Source organism: Caballeronia sp. ATUFL_F2_KS9A (genome assembly GCF_023630765.1).
GTDB lineage: Bacteria > Pseudomonadota > Gammaproteobacteria > Burkholderiales > Burkholderiaceae > Caballeronia > Caballeronia zhejiangensis.
The window spans coordinates 273,140-298,854 of record NZ_JALQEK010000029.1; the positions used below are offsets into that span (position 1 = coordinate 273,140).

At 61.8% G+C, this 25,715-nt stretch carries 22 protein-coding genes; 8 read left to right on the forward strand and 14 right to left on the reverse strand.

All coding sequences use genetic code 11. From position 1 onward, the window contains the following. Window positions 1–110: 110 nt before the first annotated feature. Window positions 111–1,022 carry a LysR substrate-binding domain-containing protein gene (locus tag NCS67_RS17025; RefSeq protein ID WP_008353300.1) on the forward strand — a complete coding sequence of 304 codons (912 nt, stop codon included), beginning with the start codon at window positions 111–113 and terminating at the stop codon, window positions 1,020–1,022. 7 nt (window positions 1,023–1,029) lie between these two features. Here NCS67_RS17025 and NCS67_RS17030 read toward each other — a convergent pair whose 3' ends face one another. From NCS67_RS17030 to NCS67_RS17040, 3 genes are all read right to left on the reverse strand, one after another. Then, on the reverse strand, window positions 1,030–1,425 hold the full coding sequence (locus NCS67_RS17030) for a hypothetical protein (RefSeq protein WP_033536146.1): 396 nt from the start codon (window positions 1,423–1,425) through the stop codon (window positions 1,030–1,032). Between the two features lie 973 nt (window positions 1,426–2,398). After that, entirely contained in the window at window positions 2,399–3,928 is a 1,530-nt protein-coding gene (locus NCS67_RS17035) for a sensor histidine kinase (RefSeq protein ID WP_250435852.1), read from the reverse strand. After that, a complete protein-coding gene (locus tag NCS67_RS17040; protein WP_175979363.1) occupies window positions 3,925–4,656 on the reverse strand; it encodes a response regulator transcription factor in 732 nt (243 codons plus the stop codon). The genes NCS67_RS17035 and NCS67_RS17040 overlap by 4 nt, the downstream gene beginning before the upstream one ends. Before the next feature lie 183 nt (window positions 4,657–4,839). Here NCS67_RS17040 and msrB point away from each other — a divergent pair, with 183 nt between their 5' ends. From msrB to msrA, 3 genes are read left to right on the forward strand one after another with little or no spacing between them, the layout of a single operon-like run. Continuing rightward, complete coding sequence (msrB, locus tag NCS67_RS17045) at window positions 4,840–5,343, forward strand: peptide-methionine (R)-S-oxide reductase MsrB (protein WP_250435853.1); 504 nt, start codon at window positions 4,840–4,842, stop codon at window positions 5,341–5,343. Between the two features lie 43 nt (window positions 5,344–5,386). Beyond that, a complete protein-coding gene (locus NCS67_RS17050) occupies window positions 5,387–7,207 on the forward strand; it encodes a cytochrome c biogenesis protein DipZ (protein ID WP_250435854.1) in 1,821 nt (606 codons plus the stop codon). A gap of 41 nt (window positions 7,208–7,248) precedes the next feature. Beyond that, window positions 7,249–7,944 carry a peptide-methionine (S)-S-oxide reductase MsrA gene (gene msrA, locus NCS67_RS17055; RefSeq protein WP_008353293.1) on the forward strand — a complete coding sequence of 232 codons (696 nt, stop codon included), beginning with the start codon at window positions 7,249–7,251 and terminating at the stop codon, window positions 7,942–7,944. On the opposite strand, the gene NCS67_RS17060 is transcribed toward msrA, so the two are convergent. Beyond that, complete coding sequence (locus tag NCS67_RS17060; protein WP_250435855.1) at window positions 7,908–9,035, reverse strand: aminotransferase class I/II-fold pyridoxal phosphate-dependent enzyme; 1,128 nt, start codon at window positions 9,033–9,035, stop codon at window positions 7,908–7,910. The genes msrA and NCS67_RS17060 overlap by 37 nt on opposite strands. A 94-nt stretch (window positions 9,036–9,129) precedes the next feature. Between NCS67_RS17060 and NCS67_RS17065 the strand changes: the two genes are divergently transcribed. After that, the gene (locus NCS67_RS17065) at window positions 9,130–10,023 is read left to right on the forward strand and encodes a LysR family transcriptional regulator ArgP (protein ID WP_250435856.1); all 894 of its coding nucleotides are present in this window, start codon (window positions 9,130–9,132) and stop codon (window positions 10,021–10,023) included. Between the two features lie 3 nt (window positions 10,024–10,026). On the opposite strand, the gene NCS67_RS17070 is transcribed toward NCS67_RS17065, so the two are convergent. The 3 genes from NCS67_RS17070 to NCS67_RS17080 form a co-directional block, all read right to left on the reverse strand. Next, window positions 10,027–10,404, reverse strand: a complete 378-nt coding sequence (locus NCS67_RS17070; RefSeq protein WP_250435857.1) for a DUF427 domain-containing protein — start codon at window positions 10,402–10,404, stop codon at window positions 10,027–10,029. A 94-nt stretch (window positions 10,405–10,498) separates the two neighbouring features. Beyond that, window positions 10,499–10,831 carry a DUF4148 domain-containing protein gene (locus NCS67_RS17075; RefSeq protein WP_008353289.1) on the reverse strand — a complete coding sequence of 111 codons (333 nt, stop codon included), beginning with the start codon at window positions 10,829–10,831 and terminating at the stop codon, window positions 10,499–10,501. Window positions 10,832–10,934: 103 nt separating this feature from the next. Further along, window positions 10,935–11,828 (reverse strand): ketopantoate reductase family protein, encoded by an 894-nt coding sequence (locus NCS67_RS17080; RefSeq protein ID WP_250435858.1) that lies wholly within the window; start codon window positions 11,826–11,828, stop codon window positions 10,935–10,937. A gap of 458 nt (window positions 11,829–12,286) precedes the next feature. On the opposite strand from NCS67_RS17080, the gene NCS67_RS17085 reads away from it, so the two are divergent. Together NCS67_RS17085 and NCS67_RS17090 are read left to right on the forward strand one after the other, a co-directional pair. Continuing rightward, on the forward strand, window positions 12,287–12,997 hold the full coding sequence (locus tag NCS67_RS17085; RefSeq protein ID WP_008353287.1) for a FadR/GntR family transcriptional regulator: 711 nt from the start codon (window positions 12,287–12,289) through the stop codon (window positions 12,995–12,997). A gap of 179 nt (window positions 12,998–13,176) precedes the next feature. Beyond that, the gene (locus tag NCS67_RS17090) at window positions 13,177–13,650 is read left to right on the forward strand and encodes a ferritin-like domain-containing protein (protein WP_175979372.1); all 474 of its coding nucleotides are present in this window, start codon (window positions 13,177–13,179) and stop codon (window positions 13,648–13,650) included. A 66-nt stretch (window positions 13,651–13,716) separates the two neighbouring features. Here the strand turns inward: NCS67_RS17090 and NCS67_RS17095 are convergent, their stop codons facing one another. Beyond that, window positions 13,717–14,373, reverse strand: coding sequence for a peroxiredoxin (locus NCS67_RS17095; RefSeq protein ID WP_008353285.1), 657 nt, complete (start codon window positions 14,371–14,373; stop codon window positions 13,717–13,719). Window positions 14,374–14,805: 432 nt separating this feature from the next. Between NCS67_RS17095 and NCS67_RS17100 the strand changes: the two genes are divergently transcribed. Then, window positions 14,806–16,314: an amino acid permease gene (locus NCS67_RS17100; protein ID WP_175979570.1), complete on the forward strand. Its 1,509-nt coding sequence runs from the start codon at window positions 14,806–14,808 to the stop codon at window positions 16,312–16,314. Window positions 16,315–16,348: 34 nt separating this feature from the next. Here NCS67_RS17100 and NCS67_RS17105 read toward each other — a convergent pair whose 3' ends face one another. The 6 genes from NCS67_RS17105 to NCS67_RS17130 all read right to left on the reverse strand — a co-directional run bounded on the left by NCS67_RS17105 (window position 16,349) and on the right by NCS67_RS17130 (window position 25,636). Continuing rightward, complete coding sequence (locus tag NCS67_RS17105) at window positions 16,349–18,349, reverse strand: acyl CoA:acetate/3-ketoacid CoA transferase (RefSeq protein ID WP_250440628.1); 2,001 nt, start codon at window positions 18,347–18,349, stop codon at window positions 16,349–16,351. Window positions 18,350–18,445: 96 nt separating this feature from the next. Next, window positions 18,446–20,371 (reverse strand): potassium transporter Kup, encoded by a 1,926-nt coding sequence (locus NCS67_RS17110; protein ID WP_250435859.1) that lies wholly within the window; start codon window positions 20,369–20,371, stop codon window positions 18,446–18,448. 122 nt (window positions 20,372–20,493) lie between these two features. Continuing rightward, the gene (locus NCS67_RS17115) at window positions 20,494–21,330 is read right to left on the reverse strand and encodes a shikimate dehydrogenase family protein (RefSeq protein ID WP_008353278.1); all 837 of its coding nucleotides are present in this window, start codon (window positions 21,328–21,330) and stop codon (window positions 20,494–20,496) included. 82 nt (window positions 21,331–21,412) lie between these two features. Continuing rightward, on the reverse strand, window positions 21,413–22,147 hold the full coding sequence (locus NCS67_RS17120) for an ABC transporter ATP-binding protein (protein WP_250435861.1): 735 nt from the start codon (window positions 22,145–22,147) through the stop codon (window positions 21,413–21,415). 662 nt (window positions 22,148–22,809) lie between these two features. After that, on the reverse strand, window positions 22,810–24,753 hold the full coding sequence (locus tag NCS67_RS17125; protein ID WP_008353274.1) for a branched-chain amino acid ABC transporter ATP-binding protein/permease: 1,944 nt from the start codon (window positions 24,751–24,753) through the stop codon (window positions 22,810–22,812). Between the two features lie 10 nt (window positions 24,754–24,763). Further along, window positions 24,764–25,636 carry a branched-chain amino acid ABC transporter permease gene (locus NCS67_RS17130; protein ID WP_250435863.1) on the reverse strand — a complete coding sequence of 291 codons (873 nt, stop codon included), beginning with the start codon at window positions 25,634–25,636 and terminating at the stop codon, window positions 24,764–24,766. Window positions 25,637–25,715 lie beyond the last annotated feature (79 nt).

The window sequence follows — 25,715 nt, forward strand, 5'->3', positions numbered from 1 at the left end:
CTGGTTATGTCATGCGTCTGGATCGCTCACATGTTCGTCACCTCAAACCAGAAAGACAAACGATGCCTGTTCATCCATCCATGACAGGCTCTCATGCATAAGGTGTTTCCATGAGGCGCATTCCGAACTTCGTACTCCTGCGCGCATTCGAAGCAGCCGCGCGTCTGGAAAGCTTCACGCTTGCCGCAAGCGAGCTTCATCTCACGCAATCGGCGATCAGTCATCAGGTCAAGGAACTCGAGCAGTATTTCGGCAGGCCGCTCTTTCATCGGCGCAACCGGCGCGTGGAGACGACGTCCGAAGGCCGTCGCCTGCATGAAAGTCTCGGACGCGTGTTCGATGTCATCGAAGCCGCATGCGCCGAAGTCACGCTCGATCCGCTCGCGCAAGTGCTCGCCGTTCATTGCGCGCCGAGCTTCGCCGTGAAATGGCTCGGGCCGCGTCTGCCCGAATTCATGCAGGCCCATCCGAACGTGACGATACGTCTGTCGTCGGACGCTGAGCCCGCCGATCTCGCACGCGCGCGCGAAGTCGACGTTGCCATTTCATATGGCTTCGCACACGAACGTGCCGGTGTCGTCTCGCGCGCACTGGGCACGGAGCGCATCATCCCGATGTGTTCTCCGTCCTTGTTGCAGGAAGGCGTGCCAGCGCCGGAGCACATTGCGAGGATGACGCTGATCGACTCGCAACTCAGCCGTGTGACGTGGCCCGGCTGGTTCGAGCTCAATGGGCTCGACATGCCACGCGGGCCGCGGCCTTCGTTCGACCGTGCGGCGCTCGCGATATCCGCGGCGGTGGATGGCATGGGCGTCGCGCTGGAAACGACGCGCCTCGCCGAGCGCGAGCTTGCGCGCGGCGATCTGATCGAGTTGGGCGCGGGTGTGTTCGCGCCGCTCGCAAGGGAGACGCACTTTCTCTCTTATCGCGCCAACGAACGTGATGTCGAAAAAGTGAAATGTTTCTGTGACTGGGTGCTGGCGAAGGCTGGCCTCGAAGACGCGAAAGAAGTCGAAGCGTGAGGCGAAATCATGCCGCCTGTCTCGCCCGCTCCTCCTCGACCATCCGGGCGTGTGCATACACGCGATCGCGTTCGCGCGCGACGAGCGTGCGCTTGCGTGCAAGCGTCTGTCGATGATATTTCGGGTCGCCCATCTGCATCACGTATTCACCGTGACGATGACGCAGGTAGCGCTGGAAAAACTCGGCGCCCGGCAAGCCGCTGTCGAGCGCCATGAGCACGCCGTAGTCGATGTCGTGCACATCCCCGAGTGCCTTGATTGCGGATTCGAGCGCGGCATAACGCTGCGGCAGTGGCACCCCCTTGTCGCATAGCGCATGAAAGCGCTGATAAGTCAGCACTTGTCCGTGCGATGCACACCGCCATAACACTTTCGCAAGCCGTTGACTGAGTTCCGTTTCCACGTTTCCTCCCGCAAGGTGCGCGGATCGTATGAGTGTGACATTCCACCGTCATTCGGATTTCGAAGACGGCATGCGGTTGCCTGGAAAATCACCTGCAACGCCAGAAGATGTGCGCAACGCTCGCCATTGCGCCAAATCGCCTTGCGCGCATCGCCGAAAGCGTCATGCAATGCGGCCAGGTCGAAGAAACCTGTCTATGAAGATTCAGTTGAGCACGTTTTAATAATTCGCATGTTTCTATTTCCCACGCTGAAAGAAAGAACTCATATAGCGAAGAACACGAAATGCGATAAACGTCTATGCTTATTAGACCTTTCACAATGCACATATAGCATTGCGCACGAATCCGCACCGCTGCATGATGCAGCAGTGGACTCGCGGGAACCTTCTGACACGAGCGACTCGGCGCGACTTGTGTGCGCTTTCGCTTAATATTGACCTCGGCGGGTCTTATTGATTGCCACGCCACAGCGCCGTAACTTTTGACCAGCAACCATGCGCGGCGGCTGCGACTCGATTACATGCTAGCAAACATATTGCAGGAAACCAAGGAAAGATTCCACATGAAAGAACGTTCCGCGCTTTCGCGCGGCTGTCGTTCGGCATTTTTTTCCATCGTCGCCTGCGGCCATATCGGCCGATCAATTCGCAATGCAATGAAGAGGAGCCTCTAAAGAAACCATATAACTTGCTTAAGCAAAGACGCCACGCAGATTACGCGCCGTTTCACCTGCGCCGCTCGACGCGCACTTCACACGCGGCACACTTCTTAAGATTGGTTTAAGTCTGAGAGACTAAAACGTCATCAAACGCGGGCAAGATAGTGCCCCTTGCAATTTGCTTCGTATCGGTTTTCACGAAAACGTCCACGCGGATGGTCAGGCCGGGCAACGCCGCACGCGCAATCCAACAGCGCGATCAGGCGCAGGCGACGACCATCCCATTCAGCCCGGCAGAAATGCCGGGCTTCTTTTTAACCGCGCCCTCCGCGCACTTGCGGCGCGCCATTGCCGGTCTGCGTAATGGCGACGGGCAGATCGAAGTGAAACGTGGTGCCCGTGTCTTTCGAATCGATCAGGCGAATCTGGCTGCCGTGCAATTGCAGCATGCGTTGTACGATGAGCAGCCCTAGCCCGCCGCGATGCGCGCCGCCCGAAGCGAACGGACGCATGAAAAGCGCCTTGCGCATTTCCGGCGGAATGCCCGTACCCGTATCGCTGATCGTGACTTCCACTCTGTCAGATTGTTCGCGCGCAAGTGCAAGTGTCACGTCGACGACGCCTTGCGCAGGCGTATGACGGATCGCGTTATCGAGCAGATTCGTGAACACGCGCTCGATCATGCCGAGATCCGCCGTTACGTTCGGCAAGCGTGGCGCGATCTGGGCATTCAGGCGCACGCCCCGCGATTGCGCGGGCAGTTCGAACTTTTCGAATACGTCCTGCACCAGATCGGCGAGAGAGAACGCCTCGGCTTCGGGCGCGACCATGCCGTGTTCGAGTTTCGCCAGTTCGAACAATGACTGCGCGAGATGACCCACCTTCGCGCTCTGTGCAAGCGCGATCGACAGATAACGACGCCGATCGGTATCCGGCAGCGTGTCGGACTTGAGCGACAGCGTCTCGAGATAACCATGCAGCGATGACAGCGGCGTGCGCAAATCGTGCGAGATGTTCGCGACCATCTCGCGACGCTCGCGATCCTGCTGACCCAGCGCGCGCCACTGCTCGCCGATGCGTTCCGCCATCTGCGCGAACGCGCTTTCGAGCACGACGATCTCGTCGCGTTCGTTCGCCCGCGCATCGGGCGTGTCGATGCGCGCGAGCGCCGGCGGTTCTGCTGGCGCGCCACGCGCGTCGAACTTGCGCATTGCTTCGGTGAGGCGGCGCAGCGGCCGCGTAACGAGCCCGAATGCAACCAGGCCCGCGACGAGCCCGAGCAATGTGACGAGGCCCATCGACGCGAGCGTGGTGCGCAACACCGCGCTCGCCGATGCCTTCGCAGCCAGCGCATCGTGCTCCTCGCCGAGCAGCACGACATAGACATAGCCGAACGGCGGCTTGCCGGGCGCGGCGAGCGGCGCTGCGCTGAAGACTTTGCGCTTGCCCTCGCTGCGCGGATCGTCACCGAGAATCGGCAACACGGCGCCGTCGAGGAACTGCCGCACCGGCGCGAGATCGACATGATCGCGCTTGAGATGTCCGGGCGGCGCATCGTCGGCACGCACGCGCCCCGTGTTATCGAGCAGATAGACTTCGACGCTCGGGTTCACCACCATCAACTGACTGAAGAGCCGGCGCACGGCGGGCGCATCGATGTCGTTGGCATCGGCGAGCGCGCCGTCACGCGCGATATGCGCCGCAAGCCCGCGCGAAAGACTCTGAATGACTTCCTTCTCGCGCAGATCGCTCGCGCGAATCTGCAGCCACGCCGATGCGCCGCAGCACGCGAGCAACAGCACGCAGAACACCGCGAAGAGCCGTTGCGATAAGGTGAGCTTCACGGCGCGCCATCCTTGCCGTCAGGCGATTGCGCCGCGAGCTTATAGCCGTGGCCCCATACCGTGAGAATGCGCTTCGGATCGGCTGCATCTTTCTCTACTTTCGCGCGCAAACGATTGATATGCGTATTGACCGTGTGCTCATAACCTTCATGCCGATAACCCCACACCGCATTGAGCAGGTCCATGCGCGAGAACACCTTGCCCGGATGACGCGCGAAGTGATAAAGCAGATCGAACTCGCGCGGCGTGAGTTCGATGCGCGCGCCATCCACCCATGCTTCGCGCGCGAGCGGATCGATCGCGATGCCCGCCACTTCGATGCGCCCCGTCTCCAGCCGCGAGTCCTTCGCGACCGCATCGACGCGGCGCAGCAGCGCCTTCACGCGCGCGACGAGTTCGAGCACCGAGAACGGCTTCGCAAGATAGTCGTCCGCGCCGAGTTCGAGGCCGAGAATGCGATGCACCTCGCTCGAACGCGCGCTCGTGATGATGATCGGCGTATAGCGTGTCATCGCGCGCGCACGCCGGCAGATTTCGAGGCCGTCGACGCCGGGCAGCATCAGATCCAGAATCAGCGCATCCCATCCGCCCTGTTCGAGCAGGCGCAGCCCTTCGGCGCCATCGGCGCTATGCACGACTTCGTAGCGTTCGTCGCGCAGGTTGAGACTCAGCACATCGGCGATATGCATGTCGTCTTCGACAATCAGAATGCGTTTCGGATGATCCATGAGGAATGTTATCGGCAGAGAAAAACACGCGCGCCCAATCCGCAGAACAATGGACGAGCGTCTGTGCCATTGTGCAGAAAAGCGCGCGGCCAAGTATCACATTTAATTTAACTTTCGGTGAGGACTCGGGGATGCGCGCGCGAATACGATGCCGCTACACCACTCGAACCCGAGGCACGCATCATGCAAACCCGCCGCCGCTTTCTCCTCACAGGCACCGCGGCCGCCGCCGCAGCGTTCGCACTGGGCGGACGCTTTCGCGCGCTCGCGGCCGATCCGAAGACGCAGGAAAGCTTCGAAATCGTCCATAGCGACGATGAATGGCATCGTCTACTCGATCCGGTGCAATTCGACGTATTACGCCGCGAAGGCACCGAACGCCCTTATACGAGCCCGCTCAACGACGAGCATCGCGGAGGCACGTTCAGTTGCGCGGGTTGCAAGCTGGCGGTGTTCTCCTCGCGCACCAAGTTCGACAGTCATACCGGCTGGCCCCGTTTCTGGGCGCCGCTCGATCATGCGGTCGCGACGCGCATCGACGGCTCGTTCGGCGTCGTGCGTACCGAAGTGCATTGCCGGCGCTGCGGCGGTCATCTGGGCCACGTCTTCGACGACGGTCCGAAGCCCACGGGCCTGCGCTACTGCATGAACGGCGTCGCGATGAACTTCACGCCCGGCGCAGCCTGAATCGCGCCAGCACTCCGATCAACCTCGACCACCCGATACCATCATGCTGCTCATCGTTCTTGCCTATCTCGGCGGCGCGCTGACGATTCTCAGTCCGTGCATCCTGCCGGTGCTTCCCTTCGTGTTCGCGCGCGCGGATCAGCCGTTCGTGAAAAGCGGCTTGCCGTTGCTCGCGGGCATGGGCCTGACTTTCGCCGTCGTCGCGACGCTCGCGGCCGTCGGTGGCGGCTGGGTCACGCAGGCCAATCAATACGGTCGCTGGGCGGCCATCGTCCTGCTCGCAGTGTTCGGCCTCACACTGCTGTTGCCGAGTCTCGCCGAGCGCGTGATGCATCCGCTCGTGAGCGCGGGCAATCGTCTTACCGCATTCGCGCAACGCGGCGACGGCAAGCCGAGCTTCGGCGGATCGTTCATGCTCGGCATCGCGACCGGTCTTCTGTGGGCGCCCTGCGCAGGCCCGATCCTCGGACTCGTGTTGACGGGCGCGGCGCTCAACGGCGCGAGCGTCGGCACGACTCTGCTCCTGCTCGCGTATGCAGCGGGCGCGGCGACCTCGCTCGCGGTTGCCTTGCTGATCGGCGGACGCGTGTTCGCCGCGATGAAGCGCTCGCTCGGCGCAGGCGAATGGGTGCGGCGCGGCATCGGCGGGGCGATGCTGCTCGGCGTTGTCGCGATCGGGCTCGGGCTGGACACCGGCGTGCTCGCTCGTGTATCGACGGTCGCCACCTCGGGCATCGAACAACAGCTCGTCGACAAGCTCTCGAACAAGAACCAGGGCGCGATGATGATGTCCGCGAACGCGGCGAACGTCGATAACAACGGACCCGCGATGATGCGCGCGAGCACCGAGCCGCCGAAGTCGCCGAACCCCGCGCCGCTGCCCGTGGAAGGCACGCTGCCTTCGCTCGATGGCGCGGTGCAATGGCTCAACTCGCCGCCGCTTACAAAGGAAGCGTTGCGTGGCAAGGTCGTGCTCGTCGATGTATGGACGTACTCGTGCATCAACTGCCTGCGCACGTTGCCGTATGTGAAGACGTGGGCGCAGAAGTATCGCGATCAGGGGCTTGTCGTGATCGGCGTGCATGCACCGGAGTTCGCATTCGAGCGCAACGTCGATAACGTGAAGAAGGCGGTTCACGATCTCGGTATCGATTATCCCGTTGCGATCGACAACAACTTCGCGATCTGGCGCGCGTTGAATAATCAGTACTGGCCGGCGCATTATTTCATCGACGCCAAGGGGGATATCCGCTATCACCACTTCGGCGAAGGCGATTATGCGCACTCCGAGCAGGTGATTCAGCAACTGCTTGCCGAAGCGGGTCACGGCGCCGCGCCTGCCATGGCGATGAGCGCGAAGCATGACGATAACGACATCGGTCAGGGCGCGATGATGCAGGCCGACAACGCGGACATGCGTTCGCCTGAAACGTATATCGGTTACGAACGCGCGCAGCAGTTCATGTCGCCGGGCGGCGAAACGCAGGATCGCATTCACGACTATGCCGCGCCCAACGCCCTCGACGTCAACGACTGGGGACTCGCGGGCGCGTGGAAGGTCGGCGCCGAGCACGCGACGCTCGAAGGCGCGACGGGGCGCATCGTGTATCGCTTTCATGCGCGCGATCTGCATCTCGTGCTCGGGCCGTCGAAAGATGGCAAGCCGGTGCGCTTTCGCGTGAGCATCGATGGCGCGGCGCCGGGCGCATCGCATGGCAGCGACATTCAGGCGGACGGAAGCGGCACCGTGACCGAACAGCGCCTCTATCAGTTGGTGCGGCAGGCGGGCCCCGTCGCCGACCGCACGTTCACCATCGAATTTCTCGACCCCGGCGTCGAAGCGTATGCCTTCACGTTCGGTTGAATGCGACTTCTTGAGGAGCAGACATGTTCAGGACCAACAGCATGACATTCAAGGCCGTCAGCGTGGCCGTATTGTTCGCGGGCGCGTTCGCACTGCAGCGCGTCGCGCATTCGAGCGAGGAAGCCGTGAAGATTCCGCCGCCCGTGCATGACGAAAGCGCGACGGCCGTGCATACGGAAACGGCCGTATTCGCGGGCGGCTGCTTCTGGGGCGTGCAAGGCGTGTTTCAGCACGTTCGCGGCGTGAAGGAAGCGCTGTCGGGCTATGCGGGCGGCGCGGCCGGCACGGCGCAATACGATCGCGTGAGCGAAGGCGATACCGGTCATGCGGAATCGGTGCGGATCACGTATGACCCGGCGCAGGTGTCGTACGGCAAGCTGCTGCAGATCTTCTTTTCGGTCGCGCACAATCCGACGCAACTGAACTATCAAGGCCCCGATCACGGCACGCAATATCGCTCGGCCGTATTCCCGACGAACGCAGCGCAGCGCGAGATCGCCAATGCGTATATCGCGCAGCTCGACAAGGCGCATGTGTATGGCGGCAAGATCGTCACGAAGATCGAAGACTACAAGGGCTTCTATCCGGCCGAAGGCTATCACCAGAACTATCTGACGGAGCATCCGGAAAGCCCTTATATCGCGATCAACGATCTGCCGAAAGTGGCGAACCTGAAGCAGATGTTTCCGGACGCCTATCGTCAGGACGCGGTGCTCGTGACGGTCGCATCCAAATAGGCATCGACGATCGCGAGCACATCGGGCATGTTGCGCCTGCCGAAACCGAGGCGCACATGCTCGTCGCCGTGATCGACCAGCGTCGAGGGCAAGAGGAGCACGCCCGTGCGTTCGAGCAGTTCTGCGCAGAACCGCTCGGCGCCTTCGCGCTTCAACCGCACGAAACCGATCGTGCCCGCGCGCGGACGATGCCACTCGAAACGATCCGCATGGCGCGCGAAGAAGGCGTCTAGCACGCCCAGATTCGCGCGGATGATCGAAACATTGCGTTCGATAAGCGCATCAGTGTGGCGCACTGCAATCGCCGACAGATACTCGCTCGGCGCGCTGTTGCTGATGGTGAGATAGTCCTTGAACGTGCTCATGCGTTCGAGCACTTGCGCGCTCTTCGTCGCGATCCAGCCGAGGCGCAGGCCGGCGAGCCCGTGCGTCTTCGAGAGCGCACCGAGTGAAATCGCGCGCTCGTACACATCGCATGCGGCGGGCAGACGATCCGCGCGATCATGTTCGAGCCCGCGATACACCTCGTCGCTGAATAGCCATAGTCCATGCTTGCGCGCGAACGCGACGATCGCATCGAACACGTCGCGCGACGGCAGATAACCGGTCGGATTGTGCGGCACGCACATCACGAGCGCGCGTGTGGCCGGCGTGACGAGCGTTTCGAGCTCCGCCGGATCGAGCGACCAGCCCGCTTCTTCGCGCGCCTTCCACGGCGCAACGCTCACGCCCAGCGCCTCGGCCACCGTGTAATGCGACTGATAGCCCGGCATATGCACGATCATGTGATCGCCTGGCGCGAGCATCGTGTTCATGAACGAATAGATCGCTTCCTGAGCGCCCGTGTGCACGATGATCTCGTCAGCACCGATGTTCTCGTACAGCGTCGCCAGTTCGCGCCGCAGCGCGGGTGCGCCGGGATATTCCGTATAACCGAGCCAGGTATCGCGCAGACCGTCGATCGAGTCCGGTTCATATGCAAGCAGTTCGCCGATCGACATCGATTCGGGATCGGAAGTGCACAACAGATGGCGCGCGGTGAATTCGTGCTGCGAGAAATAGCGTTCGAGTTTGAACGGGTTCGGTTGCATCGCGTCGCTTGATCGGAATGGAAGAAGGCTCTAGTTTGCGCGTCTGATGTACATTCACACAGCTAAACTTTCTAATTCCGATTAAGGAACGCTAATGCTCGACTACGCTCTCCTCGATTCGCTGCTTGCCGTCGTGCGCACCGGTTCTTTCGAGCGTGCGGCGCGCGAACTGAACGTCACGCCTTCGGCCGTCTCGCAGCGCGTGAAGCTCCTTGAAGAGCGCGTGGGCGCCCTGCTCGTCAAGCGCGGCCAACCATGCGAAGCAACCGCTTCCGGCGCGCTCTTGTGCCGCCACACCGAACGCGTGCAATTGCTCGAAGCCGAACTCGGCGGGCACATGCCAGCCTTGCCGGGCGCGCAGAGCGGGCGGCGCGCGAAATTGCGCATCGCGGTGAACGACGACAGCATGAGCACATGGTTCATCGACGCCGCGGCGGACTTTTGCATCGAACGTGAACTGCTGCTCGATGTCGTCGTCGACGATCAGGATCACACGGCGCAACGCATCCGCGAAGGCGATGTGCAAGGCGCGATCACCACGCAAGCCGAGCCCGTTCCCGGCTGGCGTTCGATGAAGCTCGGACGCATGCGTTATCGCGCGGTATGTTCGCCCGCGTACTTCGCGCGCTATTTCGCCGATGGCCTCACGCGCGATGCGTTGCGCCGCGCGCCCTGCGTCAATTTCAACGAAAAGGATGAATTGCAGAAGCGCTTCATCAAACGCATGAGCCGCGCGGAGATCGAACCGCCCGCGCATGTCGTGCCGCATGGCGAGGGCTTCGTGCGCGCGTGCACGTCGGGGCTGGCGTGGGGAATGTGTCCGCAACGGCTCGTCGCGCAGCACGTCGAAAACGGCGACCTGGTGGAAGTGTCGCCCGGTGCGCGCTTCGACGTCGATCTTTACTGGCAGAGCTGGCGTCTTTCGATCGGCTGGCTGGACGACTTCAGCGCGATGCTCAAACATCGCGCCAGATCGTTTCTCGATTGAGCATTACGCTTCGCGGGTTTCGATCGAATCCACGCGATCTCGATAGAACGCGAGATGATCTTTTATCGACGCAACAGCCTCATAAGGAGACTCATACGACCACACCGCGTTGGCCGACTTTTGTCCACCTGAAGGGATACAGTAATAGCTGCACTCACCCTTGTAAGGGCAGTATGTCGTGTGCGACGTGCGTTCGAGTTGCGACATGTCCACGTCCTTGCGCGGCACATATAGCACCTCGGGATACGATGCCTCGCGCAATGAAAGCGCTTCGGTCGTATCGGCGATCACCCGTCCGCCCGCTTTGACCAGCACGCGCGACGGACTGCGCTCGATCGTGATCGGATGATCGGGACCGGGAATCTTGACGGCTTTATCCATGAGTGTCTTCCTGCGAACGAACGCACCATAGCGAACGGAAGAATCGATGGTAACGCCGTTGCGTCGAACACGCAGAACCCGGCCCCTCGCAGCATCAATGACCGAAATAAAGGGGCTTGGTGCCGTCGTTGTCCATCCGCGGCATCGCGCGCATGCCTGCAGCCGAGCGGCCGCTGGTTGCGCCGCCGTAGGAATTCATATCGGCGTTATAGGCATTGTTCTGCCCCGATGCGCGGCGCTCGGCGCGCTGGATATCCGACGGATACGAAGTCTGGTCCGAGCGCGACGGATCGTAGCCCGCTGCTTCGACCTGCCTCAGATCTTCCTTCACCTGACCCCGCGTAAGCGACGAATCGGTTTGCGCGAATGAAAGCGCCGGCGCCACCACTACAGCGGCGACGGCCACGGCTTTGACGAACGATTTCATGGTGAACCTCCGGTATGTTGGCCTGCGCACGGTGATTTCTGTGCGTGCTTCATACTCAGCATCGCCCGTGCCCGGCAACGACCGTCGTCCGTCTAGAACGCGCCTACGAACCCTTGCTCTCGATTGCCTTGACGAGCGCATGCAGCACGCGATTCGCCGGCGTCGGCACGCCGAGCGCTTCGCCACGCCGCACGATCAGCCCGTTCAGATGATCGATCTCGCTCTTCTTGCCGCGCGCGAGATCCTGCGCCGTCGACGAGAACTGATTCGGCATCGTCTCGGCGATACGGCGCACGGCGGCATCGACATCGCCGGGAATCGTCACGTTGTCCGCTTTCGCGACCGCAAGGCATTCGTCGACGACATCGCGCATCGTGCGTGTAATGCCCTCGCCCTGCACGAGCTTTCCATAAGGCAACTGCGTGATCGCGGACAGCGCGTTGTAGGCGCAATTCAGCACGAGCTTCGCCCATAGCGCGCCGCGCACGTTGTCGGAGATTTCGGTCGGCACGCCCGCCGCCACGAGCGCACGCGCAACGCCTTCGCTCTTCGTCGATGGCTCGATCACGAGTTCACCGCGTCCGTTGTGCTTCACGTGCCCCGGCCCCGCCATTTCCGTCGCGACGTACACGACAGCGGCCGCCGCCTCTTGCGGCAACAGTTCGCGCAGGCGCTCCGCATTCTCGACGCCGTTTTGCAGCGACAGCAGCAGCGCATCGTGTTCGAGATAAGGCGCGAGTGCCTTCGCGGCGCTTTCGGTGTCCGTGGACTTCACGCAGAAGAGCACGAGTTGCGCGCCCTTCACGGCGCTCGCATCGGTGCTCGCGGCGACGTGTACCCGTTCGTCGAAATGCTGCGTGTCGAGCCGCAAGCCGTCGCGTTCGATCGCCTCGACATGCTGCGGCCGCGCGATCAGCACGACCTCGTGACTCGCGCGCGCGAGCATGCCGCCGTAATAACAACCGACCGCGCCCGCACCCATGACGGCGACTTTCATGTTTCGCTTCTCCCGTTGCGATGTTGAACTGTGGCTCGAAAAGGTAACACATGGCTGCGGACGGTCCGTTACGTCACGGATGTTGCGCAAACGCTTGCGGACTTCGCATGGATTCGCGCATCTGCCCGTGTCCACGCGATTTTGTGGTCGGACGCACCATAGTCAGTCGAATTCGCGGCTCACCATATTGTTAAAACGGGCCACGCACAATACGCTTCTTTCAGCGGATCGACGATGCTGTCCAAACAATGCCGACCGCTGCGGGGTGTGCGGCCAAGGCCGCATCGAGTAGTCAAATCCGGGGGACCAAATACACGGCGTGCCGGGCAAGCGCATCGCGCGAGCGGTCGACCGTGCGGCGCACCGAGGCGCCGTGAACTTAGACAAGCGCTGGCCTTGCCGCTCGGCGACGAGCAGCTCGAAGCCGCAGGCGCGGGCGTTATCACGAGAACAAAAACATGAATCATGGATATGAAGCATCGCTCGTCAAGCGCGTGGTGAATCAACTCGTCGCGGGCATCGTGAGCGGCGAATACCAGGACAACGTGCTTCCGCCACAAGTCATTCTTTCGAAGAAGCACGGTGTGAGCCGGACCATCATGCGAGAGGCGTTGAGCATTCTCATCTCGCGCCGCATGCTCGACGTGCGGCCCAAGACGGGGACGCGCATCAAGCCTGCACGCGAATGGCTCATCATGGACCCGGAAGTCGCCGAGTGGCGCATGCGTGCGCTGCACGATCCCGACTGCATCCGCAGGCTGATGGAATTTCGTGCGCTCGTCGATCCGCCTGCCGCCGCGCTCGCCGCGACGCGTGCGAACCGGCATCAGCGCATCGCCATCAACGCGGCCTATCAGCGGCTCCTGCATGCGAGCCCGTCCGAACCCTTGCAGTCCGCCGCCGAAGAGGCGCTGCAGGCCGCCATCGTCGATGCAAGCGGCGATGAAGTGCTAAGGCAGATGGGCAGCGTCGTGCGCGTCGGCATCCGCACCATGAAGGCGGCGCTGCGCAATCAGCCCCATGCGCTGCCGCGCGTGCCCGATTCGCAGCTCGGCGATTACGGCAGGCTCGTGCGCGCGATCGAAACCGCCGACGGCGACGGCGCGCGAGCGGCCATGTCGCAAGTGCTATCGCGCACGGCCTCGCTCTGGATCGAAGAAATCGCCTGAAGCCGGTTCTGAATCACCATTCGGATGCAGCGGCGGGCAGGCCGCCCGCATCGCCTCCATGGCCCGCCGGGAGCGCATCTTGCGCGCCCGGACGCCGCACTTTCGCCTCGCATGCGCCGCGCGCGTGACTACAATGAGTCATGCCTGTGCATGCGCGGCGTTGAAAAACGGAGGCAAGAATGGCAGAGCTCGAAAAGGAAAGGGTCGTCGGCGTCCTGAACAAGATTCTCGAATCCGAACTGGCGGGTGTCGTGCGTTACACGCACTATTCGTTTCTCGTCTTCGGCTTCGGACGCATTCCCATCGTCTCGTGGCTGCGCGCACAGGCCGATGAATCCCTGCTGCACGCGCATCAGGCCGGCGAATGGATCACGACGCTCGGCGCGTATCCGTCGCTTGAAATAGGCCCGCTGCTCGACAATCACACGTTCGACATCGCGACGATCCTGCGCGAATCGCTGCAATCGGAAAACGTCGCGCTCGGTCATTATCGCGAGTTGCTCTCGCTCGTCGAAGACCGTTCCGTCGCGCTGGAGGAATACGCGCGGCAGATGATCCAGGTCGAGGAACTGCACGCGGGCGAAGTGGACAAGATGCTGCGCAGGCCCGGCGAAGTCGAAACGTCGCCCGAGCGACGCACGGGGCATAACTGAGCGAAATGAAAAGCGCCGGTCCGCATTTCGCGGGCCGGCGCCTGAGACGCCCGGAAGCGCCGTGGCTTACTTCGGCTGCGCGACCGTGCGCAGATAGGGCTTCAGCGTCTTGAAGCCTTCGGGATACTTCTTCTTCGCGTCTTCATCCGAGACGGACGTCGGAATGATGACGTCATCGCCCGGCTTCCAGTTCACCGGCGTCGCGACCGTGTGCTTCGCGTTCAGTTGCAGCGCGTCGAGCAGGCGCAGCACTTCGTCGAAGTTGCGGCCCGCGCTCATCGGATACGTGAACGTGGCCTTCACCTTCTTGTCCGGACCGACGATGAACACCGCGCGGATCGTCGCGTTGTCGTTCGCCGTGCGCGGATTCGCGCCGCTCGCGTTCGGATGGATCATGTCGTAGAGCTTCGCGACGTTGAGATCCGCGTCGCCGATCATCGGATAGTTGACCGCCGTGCCCTGCGTTTCCTCGATGTCCTTCGCCCACTGCGAGTGATTCGTCACCGGGTCGATCGAGAGGCCGATCACCTTCGTATTGCGCTTGTCGAACTCGGGCTTGAGCTTGGCCATATAACCGAGCTCGGTCGTGCAAACCGGCGTGAAGTCCTTCGGATGCGAGAACAGGATTGCCCATTTGTCGCCGATCCACTCGTGAAAGCGAATCGTGCCTTCGGTCGTCTCTGCCGTGAAATCGGGGGCTTCATCACCAATGCGTATAGCCATATCAAATCTCCACGTGAGGAAAAGGCCGGTGAACGTTCCATATGCATAAGAACGGTTTCCGGGTTAAGGATTGCAATCGTGAATGTGATTATAGTGCGCGATGCATCGGCAATTGATGACCGCTGGCGTCGTGTGGTCATGCGTCGCGCCGCACGAGCCACGGCGGATATAGCCAGCGGCACGTTTCCTGCTCCGTACCCGCGACGCCGTGAATAAGCATATTTCGTAAATGTCCGTTGCTCGCGTTTCGCACGGCGCCGCGCTCGAATTCGCCGGCGAAATCTGCTATCACGAGACACATACGTCAGACCGAACGTGCAAGTGCAAGGCCGCAGGCACCTGGATCATCGCGCAGTCGAACAGGCGACAGAATTCGCCGCGCCACCCGGCGTGGCCACGCTGCCGCCGCATAAGGAGGCGATCGTGACCGTCATGCAAAGAAAGTCCGTTGCTGCGTTGCAAAGCGAAGCGGCCGAAAGCGAGGAAGTGCTTCAGGAACACGGCGGCCACGCGCTGAAGCGTTCGCTCACCGCGCTCGATGTCGTGTTGCTCGGCATCGGCTGCATCATCGGCGCGGGGATTTTCGTGCTGACGGGCCACGCGGCCGCCACCAACGCCGGCCCCGCGATCATCATCTCTTTCGTGCTCGGCGCAATCGTTTGTGCGCTCGCTGGCCTGTGTTATGCAGAGATGGCTTCCACCGTGCCCGTATCGGGGAGCGCGTACACCTACGCTTATGCGACGATGGGCGAACTGATTGCGTGGCTCATCGGCTGGGATCTGATACTCGAATACGCGGTCGGCGCAACGACCGTCGCGATCGGATGGTCGGGTTATGTCGTGAGCTTTCTGCATTCGATCGGCATCGACATACCCGAACAGCTTGCGAAAGCGCCTTTCGCTTACGATCCCGGTCACGGCTGGAGTCATGTCGGCGCGATCCTCAACGTGCCCGCGATGGTGATCGTCGGGCTCATCACGATTCTTCTGGTTATCGGCATACGCGAGTCGGCGCGTGTGAACAGCTTCATCGTCGTCATCAAGGTGCTGATCGTGCTCGCGTTCATCGCGGCGGGCATCGCCTATGTCGATACGAACCACTGGGTCACTCCGCAAAATCCGACCGGCGCGTTCATACCGCCGAATACCGGCGAGTCGGGCGTGTTCGGCATGAGCGGCGTGTTGCGTGGCGCGGCCGTCGTGTTCTTTGCCTATATCGGTTTCGATTCGGTATCGTGCGTCGCGCAGGAGACGCGCAATCCGCGACGCGACATGCCGATCGGCCTTCTCGGTTCGCTCACGATCTGCACCATTCTCTACGTGCTCGTTTCGTACGTACTCACCGGCATCGTGTCTTACGACAAGCTGAACGTGTCGGACCCGATCGCAGTCGGCGTCGATGCGATCGGCATGCGCTGGCTTTCGCCCATCGTGAAACTGGGCGCGATTTTCGGTCTGACGTCGGTGATTCTCGTGCTGTTGCTGTCGCAGCCGCGCATCTTCTATTCGATGGCGAAGGACGGACTCTTGCCACCGTTCGCATCGAAGATTCACCCGCGCTTTCACACGCCCTATATCACGACCATCATCACCGGCATCATCGTGATGATTCTTGCGGGACTGTTGCCCATCGGTCTCGTCGGTGAACTCGTGAGCATCGGCACGCTGTTCGCGTTCATGGTGGTGTGCATCGGCGTGCTCGTGTTGCGCATCACGCAGCCGAATCTCGAACGCGCATTCAAGACGCCCGCGGTGTATGTGGTCGCGCCGCTCGGCGCGTTGTCATCGCTCTTTCTGATGTCCGGCCTGCCCGCCGATACGTGGATACGGCTCATCGTCTGGATGGCGATCGGCGTCGTCATTTACTTCGGCTACGGCATACGTCATAGCAGGCTGCGCAATCAGCGAGAAGCCGCGCCGCGTCGCCCCGCTCGCGGATGACATTCGAAGGGCCGCTCGAATCGCGGCCCTTGCTTCATTCCGACGCGCGTTTCGATTCGTGTTCGCGCGCTTCTTCAGGGCTTTCGTAGATATACGGCGCGACGCCGCGACGTTTCAGTGCGTCGCCGAGTTTCAGCCTTAGAAAGCTGCTCGTCGTATAGCGCGTCACGCGGTCATAGTGTCCATCGACGAGCTTCGTGACCATTTCCGAATACGCGTCGAGCATGTCGGGGCGAATCGAAAAGTTATCGTAGTTCACGATCGCGTGCGGCTTCGTCGTCACGCCCGCTAACTGCTTTTCGACTTCGCGGCGAATCGCTTCGACATCGCTCAGGCTCTTCACTTCATGGCCTTCGAAGTTGATGAAGAAGAGATTCTTCTCCGCGTCGTAGCTGAAGCGTTCGGAGAGATCGAGCCTCAGCAGGATATTGCGCAAGCCCATTGGCGCATCGCGGAAGATGCGTTCGTCCATCAGACGCGGCGGCGTGTCCATGATCGGCGCGAAACCCATTTGCGCGACGATGTCTCGCTCGATATCGACGCCCGGTGCGACCTCGGTCAGCGCAAGTCCCTTGTCCGTGAGTTCGAACACGCAACGCTCGGTGATATAGATCACGGTCTGCCCGCGCTCCGCCGCATAACGCCCGCTGAACGTGCGATGCTCGACGGCATCGACGAACTTGCGGCATTCGCCTTCGCGGCGAACCTCGAGCTTGCCTTCGTTGATCGCGACATCGAGCTTGCCCGCATTGAAAGTGCCGACGAACACGACCTTCTTCGCCGCCTGGCTGATATTGATGAAGCCGCCCGCGCCCGCGAGCTTCGGCCCGAACTTGCTCACGTTGAGATTGCCTTCGCCGTCCGCTTGCGCAAGGCCTAGGAACGCGATGTCGAGGCCGCCGCCATCGTAGAAGTCGAACTGATACGGCTGATCGATGATCGCCTGCGTATTCGTCGCCGCGCCGAAATTGAGGCCGCCCGCGGGAATGCCGCCGATCACGCCCGGCTCCGTCGTCATCGTGAAGAGATCGATCACCTGCTCTTCGTTCGCGACGCTCGCGATGCCCTCCGGCATGCCGATGCCGAGATTCACGACGCTATTGGCCATCAATTCGAACGCCGCTCGCCGCGCGATGATCTTGCGTTCCGTAAGCGACATCGGCGGCACCGAACTCGCGGCCACGCGCAATTCGCTCGAAAACGCAGCGCTGTATTGCTCGCCGAAGGTCTGCCAGTGATTGTCGGGCTTTGCCAGTACGACGCAGTCGACCATCACGCCGGGTATCTTCACTTGGCGCGAGTTGAGCGTGTTCGATTCCGCAAGCCGCTCGACTTGCGCGATCACGATGCCGCCCGAATTGCGCGCGGCCATCGCGATGGACAACGCTTCGAGCGTCAGCGCTTCCTTTTCCATCGTGACATTGCCGTTGAGATCGGCGGTCGTTCCGCGCACGATGGCGACGTCGATCGGAAAGGTCTTGTAGTAGAGATAATCCGTGCCGTCGATCTCCATGAGCCGCACGAGATCTTCCGTCGTGCGCGCATTGAGCTTGCCGCCGCCGTTGCGCGGATCGACGAAGGTGCCGAGCCCGACCGTCGAAAGTTGCCCTGGCCGATGCGCGGCGATATCGCGAAAGAGCTGCGAGATCACGCCTTGCGGCAGGTTATACGCTTCGATGCGATTCTCTATCGCCATCTTCTGAAGGCCCGGCACGAGTCCCCAGTGCCCGCCGATCACGCGCTTGACGAGCCCTTCGCGCGCCAGATGATTGAGGCCTTTGCTGCGGCCATCGCCCTGACCCGCCGCATACACGAGCGTGAGGTCCGCGATGGGATCGTCGCCTTCGACGAAGCGTTCTTCGAGCGCGATCGCCACTTCCTCCGCGAAGCCGATGCCGACGAAACCGCTCGTCGCGATCGTGTCGCCCGAGCGGATCAGACGCACGGCCTCGCGCGCGGACGAGATCTTGCCGCGTTCCACGAGGCGCGCTGTCGATGGAAACGGATGGCGGGTCGGCGTGTTGCTGGCGGTCATGGCGTCTCCTGTCTGCCGCATTTCTTATCGTGAGTTTCGCTTGAATACGCGCCGCCTGCTTGCGTCGAACGCACGCAAATCAGCTGATTTGCGCCGTCATATCTCGACGCGCGCGCCGAGTTCGATCACGCGATCGGCCGGTAATCGCAAATAGGCCGCGACGTTGCCGACATTGTGCAACATGATCGCGAACAGCCGTTCGCGCCATAAGGCCATGCCGGCGCCGGGCGTCGGCACGACGGTCGCGCGCGACATGAAGTACGAGATCGTCGCGCGATCGAATTTCAGCCCGGCCCCGCGGCACTTTTCCAGCGCGGCGGGAAGATCGACTTCGTCCTTGAAACCGTAGTTCACCGTTACCTGGAAGCAGCCGTTGCCGAGCGTTTCGATCGACACGCGGCGCGCTTCGTCGACCCATGGCACAGGCTCGGTCGCGACCGTCAAAAAGACCGTGTGTTCGTGCAGCACGCGGTTATGCATGAGGTTGTTCAGCAGCGAATGCGGCACGCCGCTCGGATCGTTCGACATGAAGATCGCCGTGCCTTCCACGCGCGCCGGCGAACGTTCGAGCAGGTTGGCGAGAAACGGCTTGAGCGGCATCGTGCCCGCACGCGCGCGCGCTTCCTGGATCATCATCTGCGCACCGCGTCCCCACGTCGCCATGATCGTGAACATCACGAGACCGATCGCCACCGGGAACCAGCCGCCGTCCGCAATCTTCAGGCAATTCGCCGAATAGAACATCGCGTCGATCACGAAGAAGAATGCGGTGGCGAAGATACATAGTGCCCAGTTGTATCGCCACGCATAGCGGATCACGAAGAACGTCAGCAACGTGGTGATGAGCATCGTGCCCGTGACCGCGATGCCGTATGCGGAGCCGAGCGCCGTCGACGAGCCGAAGCCGAGCACGGCCGCGACCACTGCGAGCAGGAGCGTCCAGTTGATGCCCGGCACATAGATCTGCCCGATCTCCCGCGCCGATGTGTACACGACGCTCATGCGCGGCAGAAAGCCGAGCTGCATCGCCTGCTTGGTCATCGAATAGGTGCCCGAGATCACGGCCTGCGATGCGATCACGGTCGCGATGGTGGAGAGCACGACCATCGGATACAGCATCCACGATGGAAAGAGCCGGTAGAACGGATTCTGCAACGCGGCGGGATCGGCGATAAGAAGCGCGCCCTGACCGAGATAGTTGAGCGCGAGCGCGGGGAAGACGATCGCGAACCATGTCAGGCGAATGGGCCGCGAACCGAAGTGGCCCATGTCGGCATAGAGCGCTTCGGCGCCCGTGAGCGAAAGCACGACCGCGCCCAGCGCAACGAACGCGAGCCACCGATGCCGCATGCAGAACTCGAGTCCTTCGAGCGGATTGAGCGCCGCGAGGATATGCGGCGAATCCTTGATGTTCATGAGCCCCGACACGGCCAGCACGATGAACCACAGCACCATCACCGGCCCGAAGACCGCGCCGATGCCCGACGTACCGTGCTTTTGCATCACGAACAGCGCGACCAGCGCGACGAGCGTGAGGGGCACGACATAAGGCTGAAGGCCGGGCGCCGCCACTTCGAGGCCTTCCACTGCGCTCAGCACGGAAATGGCGGGCGTGATGACGCCATCGCCGTAAAAGAGCGCCGCGCCCATCACGCCGACGAGCAGCAGCACATGCTTCAGCCGCTTCTTCGATTCCACCGACGATGCCGCGAGCGCGAGCAGCGCCATGATGCCGCCTTCGCCGTGATTGTTGGCGCGCAGGATCAGCGTCACGTACTTGAGCGACACGATGATGGTGAGCGACCAGAAGATCAGCGACACGATGCCGATCACGTTCGCCGGCTGCAAAGGCAGGCCGCCCGCGGGATCGAACACGGTCTTGAGCGTATAGAGCGGACTCGTGCCGATATCACCGTAGACTACGCCGAGCGCCGCGAGCGAGAGCCCCATCAATGCCGGATGGCCGTGCGGCTTCGGCGCGTGATTGTCATCGGCCGGCAAGCCGGGTGCAGTCGATCCCATGCTTCCTCCCTGCTTTTCCGAGCCGCGCATGCGGGCGGCCTATTTGTCAGAGGATGAGCGTCTGCCTTGCTGTGTCGATAAAAGTATAGGAACGAAGCGCGGTTATGTCCGCGCAGGCTTCGTTACGCGTATTTGATCTGAGCGACCGCGCGCAGCTCGTCGGCAGTGGCGGTGCCGTAGCCGAAGAACTCCAGATACGCCGGAATCATCTCGAACAGCATGTCCGTGCCGACCTGCACGGCGCAGCCCTTGTCTTTCGCGGCGCGCAGGAGCGGCGTGTATTCCGACTTCATCACCACTTCGCCGACGAACGTGCCTGGCGCGATGCGGTCGATATCGAACGGCAGCGGGTCCGTGTCCTTCATGCCGAGCGGTGTCGCGTTGACGATGACGTCGAAGCCGTCGGGATCTTTCGTATCGGTTCTGACGATCAGGTTCGGATAGTGCTCGCGCAAGCGCGAGGCGAGCCCTTCGACGGACGCCGTGTTGGTGTCGAAGATAGCGAGTTCCGCGACGCCCGCCGCCGCGAGCGATGCCGCGATCGGCGAGCCGACGCCGCCGCTGCCGAGCACGAGCACGCGTGTGCCCGCGAGTTTGCGGCCCTTGCGCTCGACGCCGCGCACGAAGCCCGCGCCGTCGAACTGATCGCCGACGAGCCTGCCGTCTTCGCGCTTCAGGATTGCGTTGCAGGCTCCGGCGATGCGCGCGGTGGGACTCACTTCATCCATCAGGCCGACGGTCGTGATCTTGTGCGGCATGGTGACGAGCGCGCCGCGGATGTTCGTCAGCTTGAACAGATGCGGCAGGAACGCGACGTAATCGTCGGGTTTGACGCCCATCGGCACGACGACCGCATCGATGCCCTGTTTGTCGAACCAGGGGTTGTAGATCATCGGCGCCTTGAACGCTTCGGTCGGGTAGCCGAGGTGAGCAATCAGAGTGGTCTTGCCGCTGATCATGGCAGCTCCTTTCACGATGTCGGACGCGCGCGGTCGCGCTCCGATCATGATAGAGCGGATTGCGTCTGCCGCAGTGCGGCAATCAGTGACTCGCGCCGAGGTAGGCCGCCTTCACCGACGGATCGTTGCGCAACTGCTCTGCCGGGCCGTGCGTCGCGACGCGTCCGTTTTCGAGCACGTAGCCGTAATCCGCGACATTGAGCGCTGCGACTGCGAACTGTTCGACTAGCAGCATCGTGACGCCGTCCGCTTTGAGGCGCTCGATGATGCGAAAGACTTCGTCGACGAGAATGGGCGCGAGACCCATCGACGGTTCGTCGAGCAGGACGAGGTCCGGATTGAGCATGATGGCGCGCGCCATGGCGAGCATCTGCTGTTCGCCGCCCGATAGCGTGCCGGCGAGTTGATGGCGGCGTTCTTTCAGACGCGGAAAGAGTTCGATCGCGCGTTCGAGATCGGCGCTGACATCGCCCTTCGGGCGCGACCATGTGAGACGCGGGAAAGCGCCGAGCAGCAGGTTATCGGTGACGGACATGGTCGCGAATACGCGGCGTCCTTCTGGTGAATGCGCGAGTCCGAGGCGCGCGATCTTGTGCGAATCGAGCGAATCGATGCGCTTGGAGTTGCTGCCGACGCCCATTGTGATTTCGCCCTCGGTCGGCTTGATCATGCCGGAGATGGCGCGCATCGTCGTGGTCTTGCCGGCGCCGTTCGAGCCGATCAGCGTGACGACTTTTGCCTTCGGCACGGTTAGTGAGATGCCGTGGAGGACTTTGACTTTGCCGTAGCCGGCGTGGAGGTTTGTTATCGTCAGCATTTTTCTTTTTCGGCTTTTGGGGGAATCCTGTGATCGTGTCGGTCTATTAGCACTGCCCCTGTGCGGGGCGGCACTCACTTTCTTTGCTGCTGCAAAGAAAGTAAGCAAAGAAAGCAGCCTCTGATACGCCCGCGGTCACACGCAATTTGGGTAGTCCTCTCGTCGTTCGTGGGCTGCCTAAAGAGTGCCCTCATAGGCCCAACCGGGCTTGGCTCGCGCACGGTCTGTCTCATCGCACCACACAACAAACTGGTTCAGCACCAAACAGCTCCAGCCCGCTTCGCGGCCGACCGGTCAATCGGGTCCGCGCGTGCTTCTCTACTAACGTCTCCATCTCACTGCAATCGCCGCCCTTTGGTTTCCCTTGCGGACCCGGCGGCAGCGCGTAGCGCTGTGCCGAAGCTCTTTCGTGCTGAACCAGCGGCCATCTAAAACTAGCTCGTCAGACCGTGCGCGATCCAAGCCCGATTCGTCCTTTGAGGGCGACACTTAGGCGAGTGCCATCGAGGACGAGAGAACTACCCAAATTGCGTGTGACCGCGGGCTTGAAAAGCTGCTTTCTTTGCCTACTTTCTTTGCAGCAGCAAAGAAAGTAGGTGCCGCCCCGCACAGGGGCAACGCTAATAGACCACTAATAAAACGGGATCCGGCGAAAACAAAACCTAAGCCACCTGCGCCGCCTGCCCCCCCAAATAAGCCTCGATAACCTTCTCATTAGCCTGAATCTCGGAAGGCTTCCCTTCGGCGATTTTCTGCCCGAAGTCCAGCACGGAAACCGTATCGCAAACGCTCATCACCACATCCATATGATGCTCGATCAACACAAGCGTGATGCCATGATTGCGCACCTTGCGAATGATCGCGACGAGTTCGCGAATATCCGGCGCGGTCAATCCGGCCGCGGGTTCATCGAGCAGAAGCAATTGCGGATCGAGCGCCAACGCACGCGCGATTTCAAGCAGACGCTGCTTGCCGTAGGGCAGATTGCGCGCTTCCTCTCCGGCGACATGCTCCAGGCCCACAAAACGAAGCATGTTGAACGCACGCTCGCGCGCCGCGCGCTCTTCGCGCCGATATCGCGGACTCATCACGCCGACATCCGCGATGTTCGATCTGAACGTGTGATGCAAGCCGACGAGCACATTCTCCAAAGCCGTCATCTCGCCGAAGAGCTGCACGTTCTGAAACGTCCGAGCGATGCCCGACAGCGCAATCTTCGACGACGTACGCCCCGCGAGCGATTGCCCCTCGTATTCGATCGCGCCAGCAGTCGGGACATAGATGCCCGTCAGCACGTTCATCATCGTGCTCTTGCCGGAACCGTTGGGACCGATGAGGCCGTGGATCGTGCCGCGCTTCACAGTGAGATTCACATCGTTCAACGCCTTCAGGCCGCTGAACTGCATCAGCACGCCGCGCACGTCGAGGATCGTATCCGCGCCTTCCGTATCGACCGCCGCGACGGCATCGTCCTGGCGCGTATGGCTCGCGAGCTCATCGGTATCGACCTTGGTCACGCGCACGCGGCCAAGGTTCAGCGTCTTGCGCACGAAGCCGACGATGCCATCCTGCAGGTAATAAACGACGAGCAGGATCATCAGACCGAAGATGGTCAGACGCCAGTCGGTGAGCGCCTCGATCCAGAACGAAAACACCGCTAGTCCCGCCGTGCCGACGATCGGCACCGCAACGCGCTGCGGCGTCGTCGTCTTCTTCGCGAGCGCAAGCGCGGCGCCCGCGACGACGACGACCGCCAGCGCCGTCGCGACGACGCGGAAGTTGGAGATATCGTCGAGCAGCTTGGGTAACATGACGATCACCGTCGAACCGATGATCGCGCCCGTGCGCGTCTTGCGTCCGCCCATGATGATGGCGAGCAGGAAGAGGATGGTCAGTTCGAAGTTATAGGTGTTAGGCGAAATGTATTGCTCGGAATACGAGTACAGGCAGCCCGCGAGGCCCGCGAATCCCGCACTGATTACGAATGCAATTACCTTGTAGCGATACACCGACACACCCATGCAGTCCGATGCGATGGGGCTGTCGCGCAGCGCTTCGAATGCGCGCCCGAGATGCGACTTCAGCACGCGATGCACGACGATCAGCGACACGACGAGCAGCGCCGCGACGAGCCAGTAGTACTGCACCTCATCGAGCCTGTGTCCCGCGAACATCGGCTTCGGGATCTTGAGACCCATCGGTCCGTTGGTGAGGAAATCCATCTCGTTGATGAGAATCTGGATGATCGTGCCGAACGCGAGCGTCACCATCGCGAGATACGGACCGGACACGCGCAGCGCGGGCAATGCAAGGATCGCGCCGAAGCCGGCTGTGATCAGAATCGAAAGCGGCGCGGTCAGATAGAACGGCATGCCGAGCTTGATGAACAGCACGCCCGCCGTGTATGCGCCCACGCCGAACAATCCCGCGTGACCGAGCGACACTTGCCCCGTGTAACCCACGACGATATCGAGCCCGAACAGCAGGATCGCGTAGATCATGATGGTTTCGACGAGGTGGATGTAGTACGGATTGCCCGACGCCACCGGGAAAATTGCGAGTGCGGCAAGTCCGACGAGCGCCGCGATCCAGTTCTTTGCTTTCATCGTCGCCGCCTCAGACTTTCTTGATCGCCGTCTTGCCGAAGAGACCTGCGGGCTTGACCGCGAGCACGATCAAGAGCAGCACGAGTCCCGGCACGTCCTTGTAGCCGGTGGAGATATAGAAGCCGGTCGTCGTCTCCGCGATGCCCAGGATCATCCCGCCGACGATGATGCCCATGCCGCTCGACAAGCCACCGATGATCGCCACGGCAAACGCCTTGAGGCCGAGCACCGCGCCCATCGTCGCGCCGGTCAATGTCAGCGGCGCGATCAAAACCCCTGCAAATGCAGCGGTCAACGAGGAAAGCGCATATGAAAACGTGATGACGAGGCCGGTGTTGATGCCCATGAGCGACGCTGCATCGCGATCGTTCGCGGTCGCGACCACGGCCTTGCCGAAGATCGTCTTGCGGTTGAAGAACTCGACCGCGAGCATCATCACGAGCGCGCCGCCGACGACGAGCAGTTCCATCGGCAGCACGTTTGCGCCGAAGACCTTCAGTGGCGCTTCGGGCAGGGGCGAAGGAAAGCGCAGATCGTCGCGGCCCCAGACGTTTTCCGCGACGTTCTTGAAGATGATGCCGAGCGCGATCGTCGACATGATCCAGCCGAACTCGGACTTGATCTTGATGGCGGGCCGCACGCCGATGCGTTCGACGAACGCGCCCTGCGTGAGGCCGAAGAGACACACGAGCGGAATCATCAGCCAGTAGTCGACGCCAGCGGATACGAGCGTGAGGCCGACGAGCGCGCCGAGCATCAGGGCATCGCCCTGGCCGAAGTTCAGCGTGCCGGATGTGGCGAAGGTGAGTTGATAGCCGAACGCGATCACGGCGTAGATCATGCCGAGTGCTATGCCGCTATAGACGAGTTGAAGGAGGATCATGGTCGGGGTTTTTCTTGTGCAGGTCTGCGCTTCTTGAGATTCCTGATTTCGCTTCGGTCTATAGCTTTTGCGTGATGCT

Coding starts and splice junctions, on each gene's coding strand:
- msrA (WP_008353293.1), top strand. CDS start 7,249: ATGACATTCAAGGCCGTCAGCGTGGCCGTATTGTTCGCGGGCGCGTTC.
- NCS67_RS17080 (WP_250435858.1), bottom strand. CDS start 11,828: ATGAAAGTCGCCGTCATGGGTGCGGGCGCGGTCGGTTGTTATTACGGC.
- NCS67_RS17070 (WP_250435857.1), bottom strand. CDS start 10,404: ATGGATAAAGCCGTCAAGATTCCCGGTCCCGATCATCCGATCACGATC.
- NCS67_RS17075 (WP_008353289.1), bottom strand. CDS start 10,831: ATGAAATCGTTCGTCAAAGCCGTGGCCGTCGCCGCTGTAGTGGTGGCG.
- NCS67_RS17120 (WP_250435861.1), bottom strand. CDS start 22,147: ATGCTGACGATAACAAACCTCCACGCCGGCTACGGCAAAGTCAAAGTC.
- NCS67_RS17085 (WP_008353287.1), top strand. CDS start 12,287: ATGAATCATGGATATGAAGCATCGCTCGTCAAGCGCGTGGTGAATCAA.
- NCS67_RS17125 (WP_008353274.1), bottom strand. CDS start 24,753: ATGAAAGCAAAGAACTGGATCGCGGCGCTCGTCGGACTTGCCGCACTC.
- NCS67_RS17050 (WP_250435854.1), top strand. CDS start 5,387: ATGCTGCTCATCGTTCTTGCCTATCTCGGCGGCGCGCTGACGATTCTC.
- NCS67_RS17090 (WP_175979372.1), top strand. CDS start 13,177: ATGGCAGAGCTCGAAAAGGAAAGGGTCGTCGGCGTCCTGAACAAGATT.
- msrB (WP_250435853.1), top strand. CDS start 4,840: ATGCAAACCCGCCGCCGCTTTCTCCTCACAGGCACCGCGGCCGCCGCC.
- NCS67_RS17105 (WP_250440628.1), bottom strand. CDS start 18,349: ATGACCGCCAGCAACACGCCGACCCGCCATCCGTTTCCATCGACAGCG.
- NCS67_RS17040 (WP_175979363.1), bottom strand. CDS start 4,656: ATGGATCATCCGAAACGCATTCTGATTGTCGAAGACGACATGCATATC.
- NCS67_RS17025 (WP_008353300.1), top strand. CDS start 111: ATGAGGCGCATTCCGAACTTCGTACTCCTGCGCGCATTCGAAGCAGCC.
- NCS67_RS17110 (WP_250435859.1), bottom strand. CDS start 20,371: ATGGGATCGACTGCACCCGGCTTGCCGGCCGATGACAATCACGCGCCG.
- NCS67_RS17060 (WP_250435855.1), bottom strand. CDS start 9,035: ATGCAACCGAACCCGTTCAAACTCGAACGCTATTTCTCGCAGCACGAA.
- NCS67_RS17095 (WP_008353285.1), bottom strand. CDS start 14,373: ATGGCTATACGCATTGGTGATGAAGCCCCCGATTTCACGGCAGAGACG.
- NCS67_RS17115 (WP_008353278.1), bottom strand. CDS start 21,330: ATGATCAGCGGCAAGACCACTCTGATTGCTCACCTCGGCTACCCGACC.
- NCS67_RS17100 (WP_175979570.1), top strand. CDS start 14,806: ATGCAAAGAAAGTCCGTTGCTGCGTTGCAAAGCGAAGCGGCCGAAAGC.
- NCS67_RS17130 (WP_250435863.1), bottom strand. CDS start 25,636: ATGATCCTCCTTCAACTCGTCTATAGCGGCATAGCACTCGGCATGATC.
- NCS67_RS17065 (WP_250435856.1), top strand. CDS start 9,130: ATGCTCGACTACGCTCTCCTCGATTCGCTGCTTGCCGTCGTGCGCACC.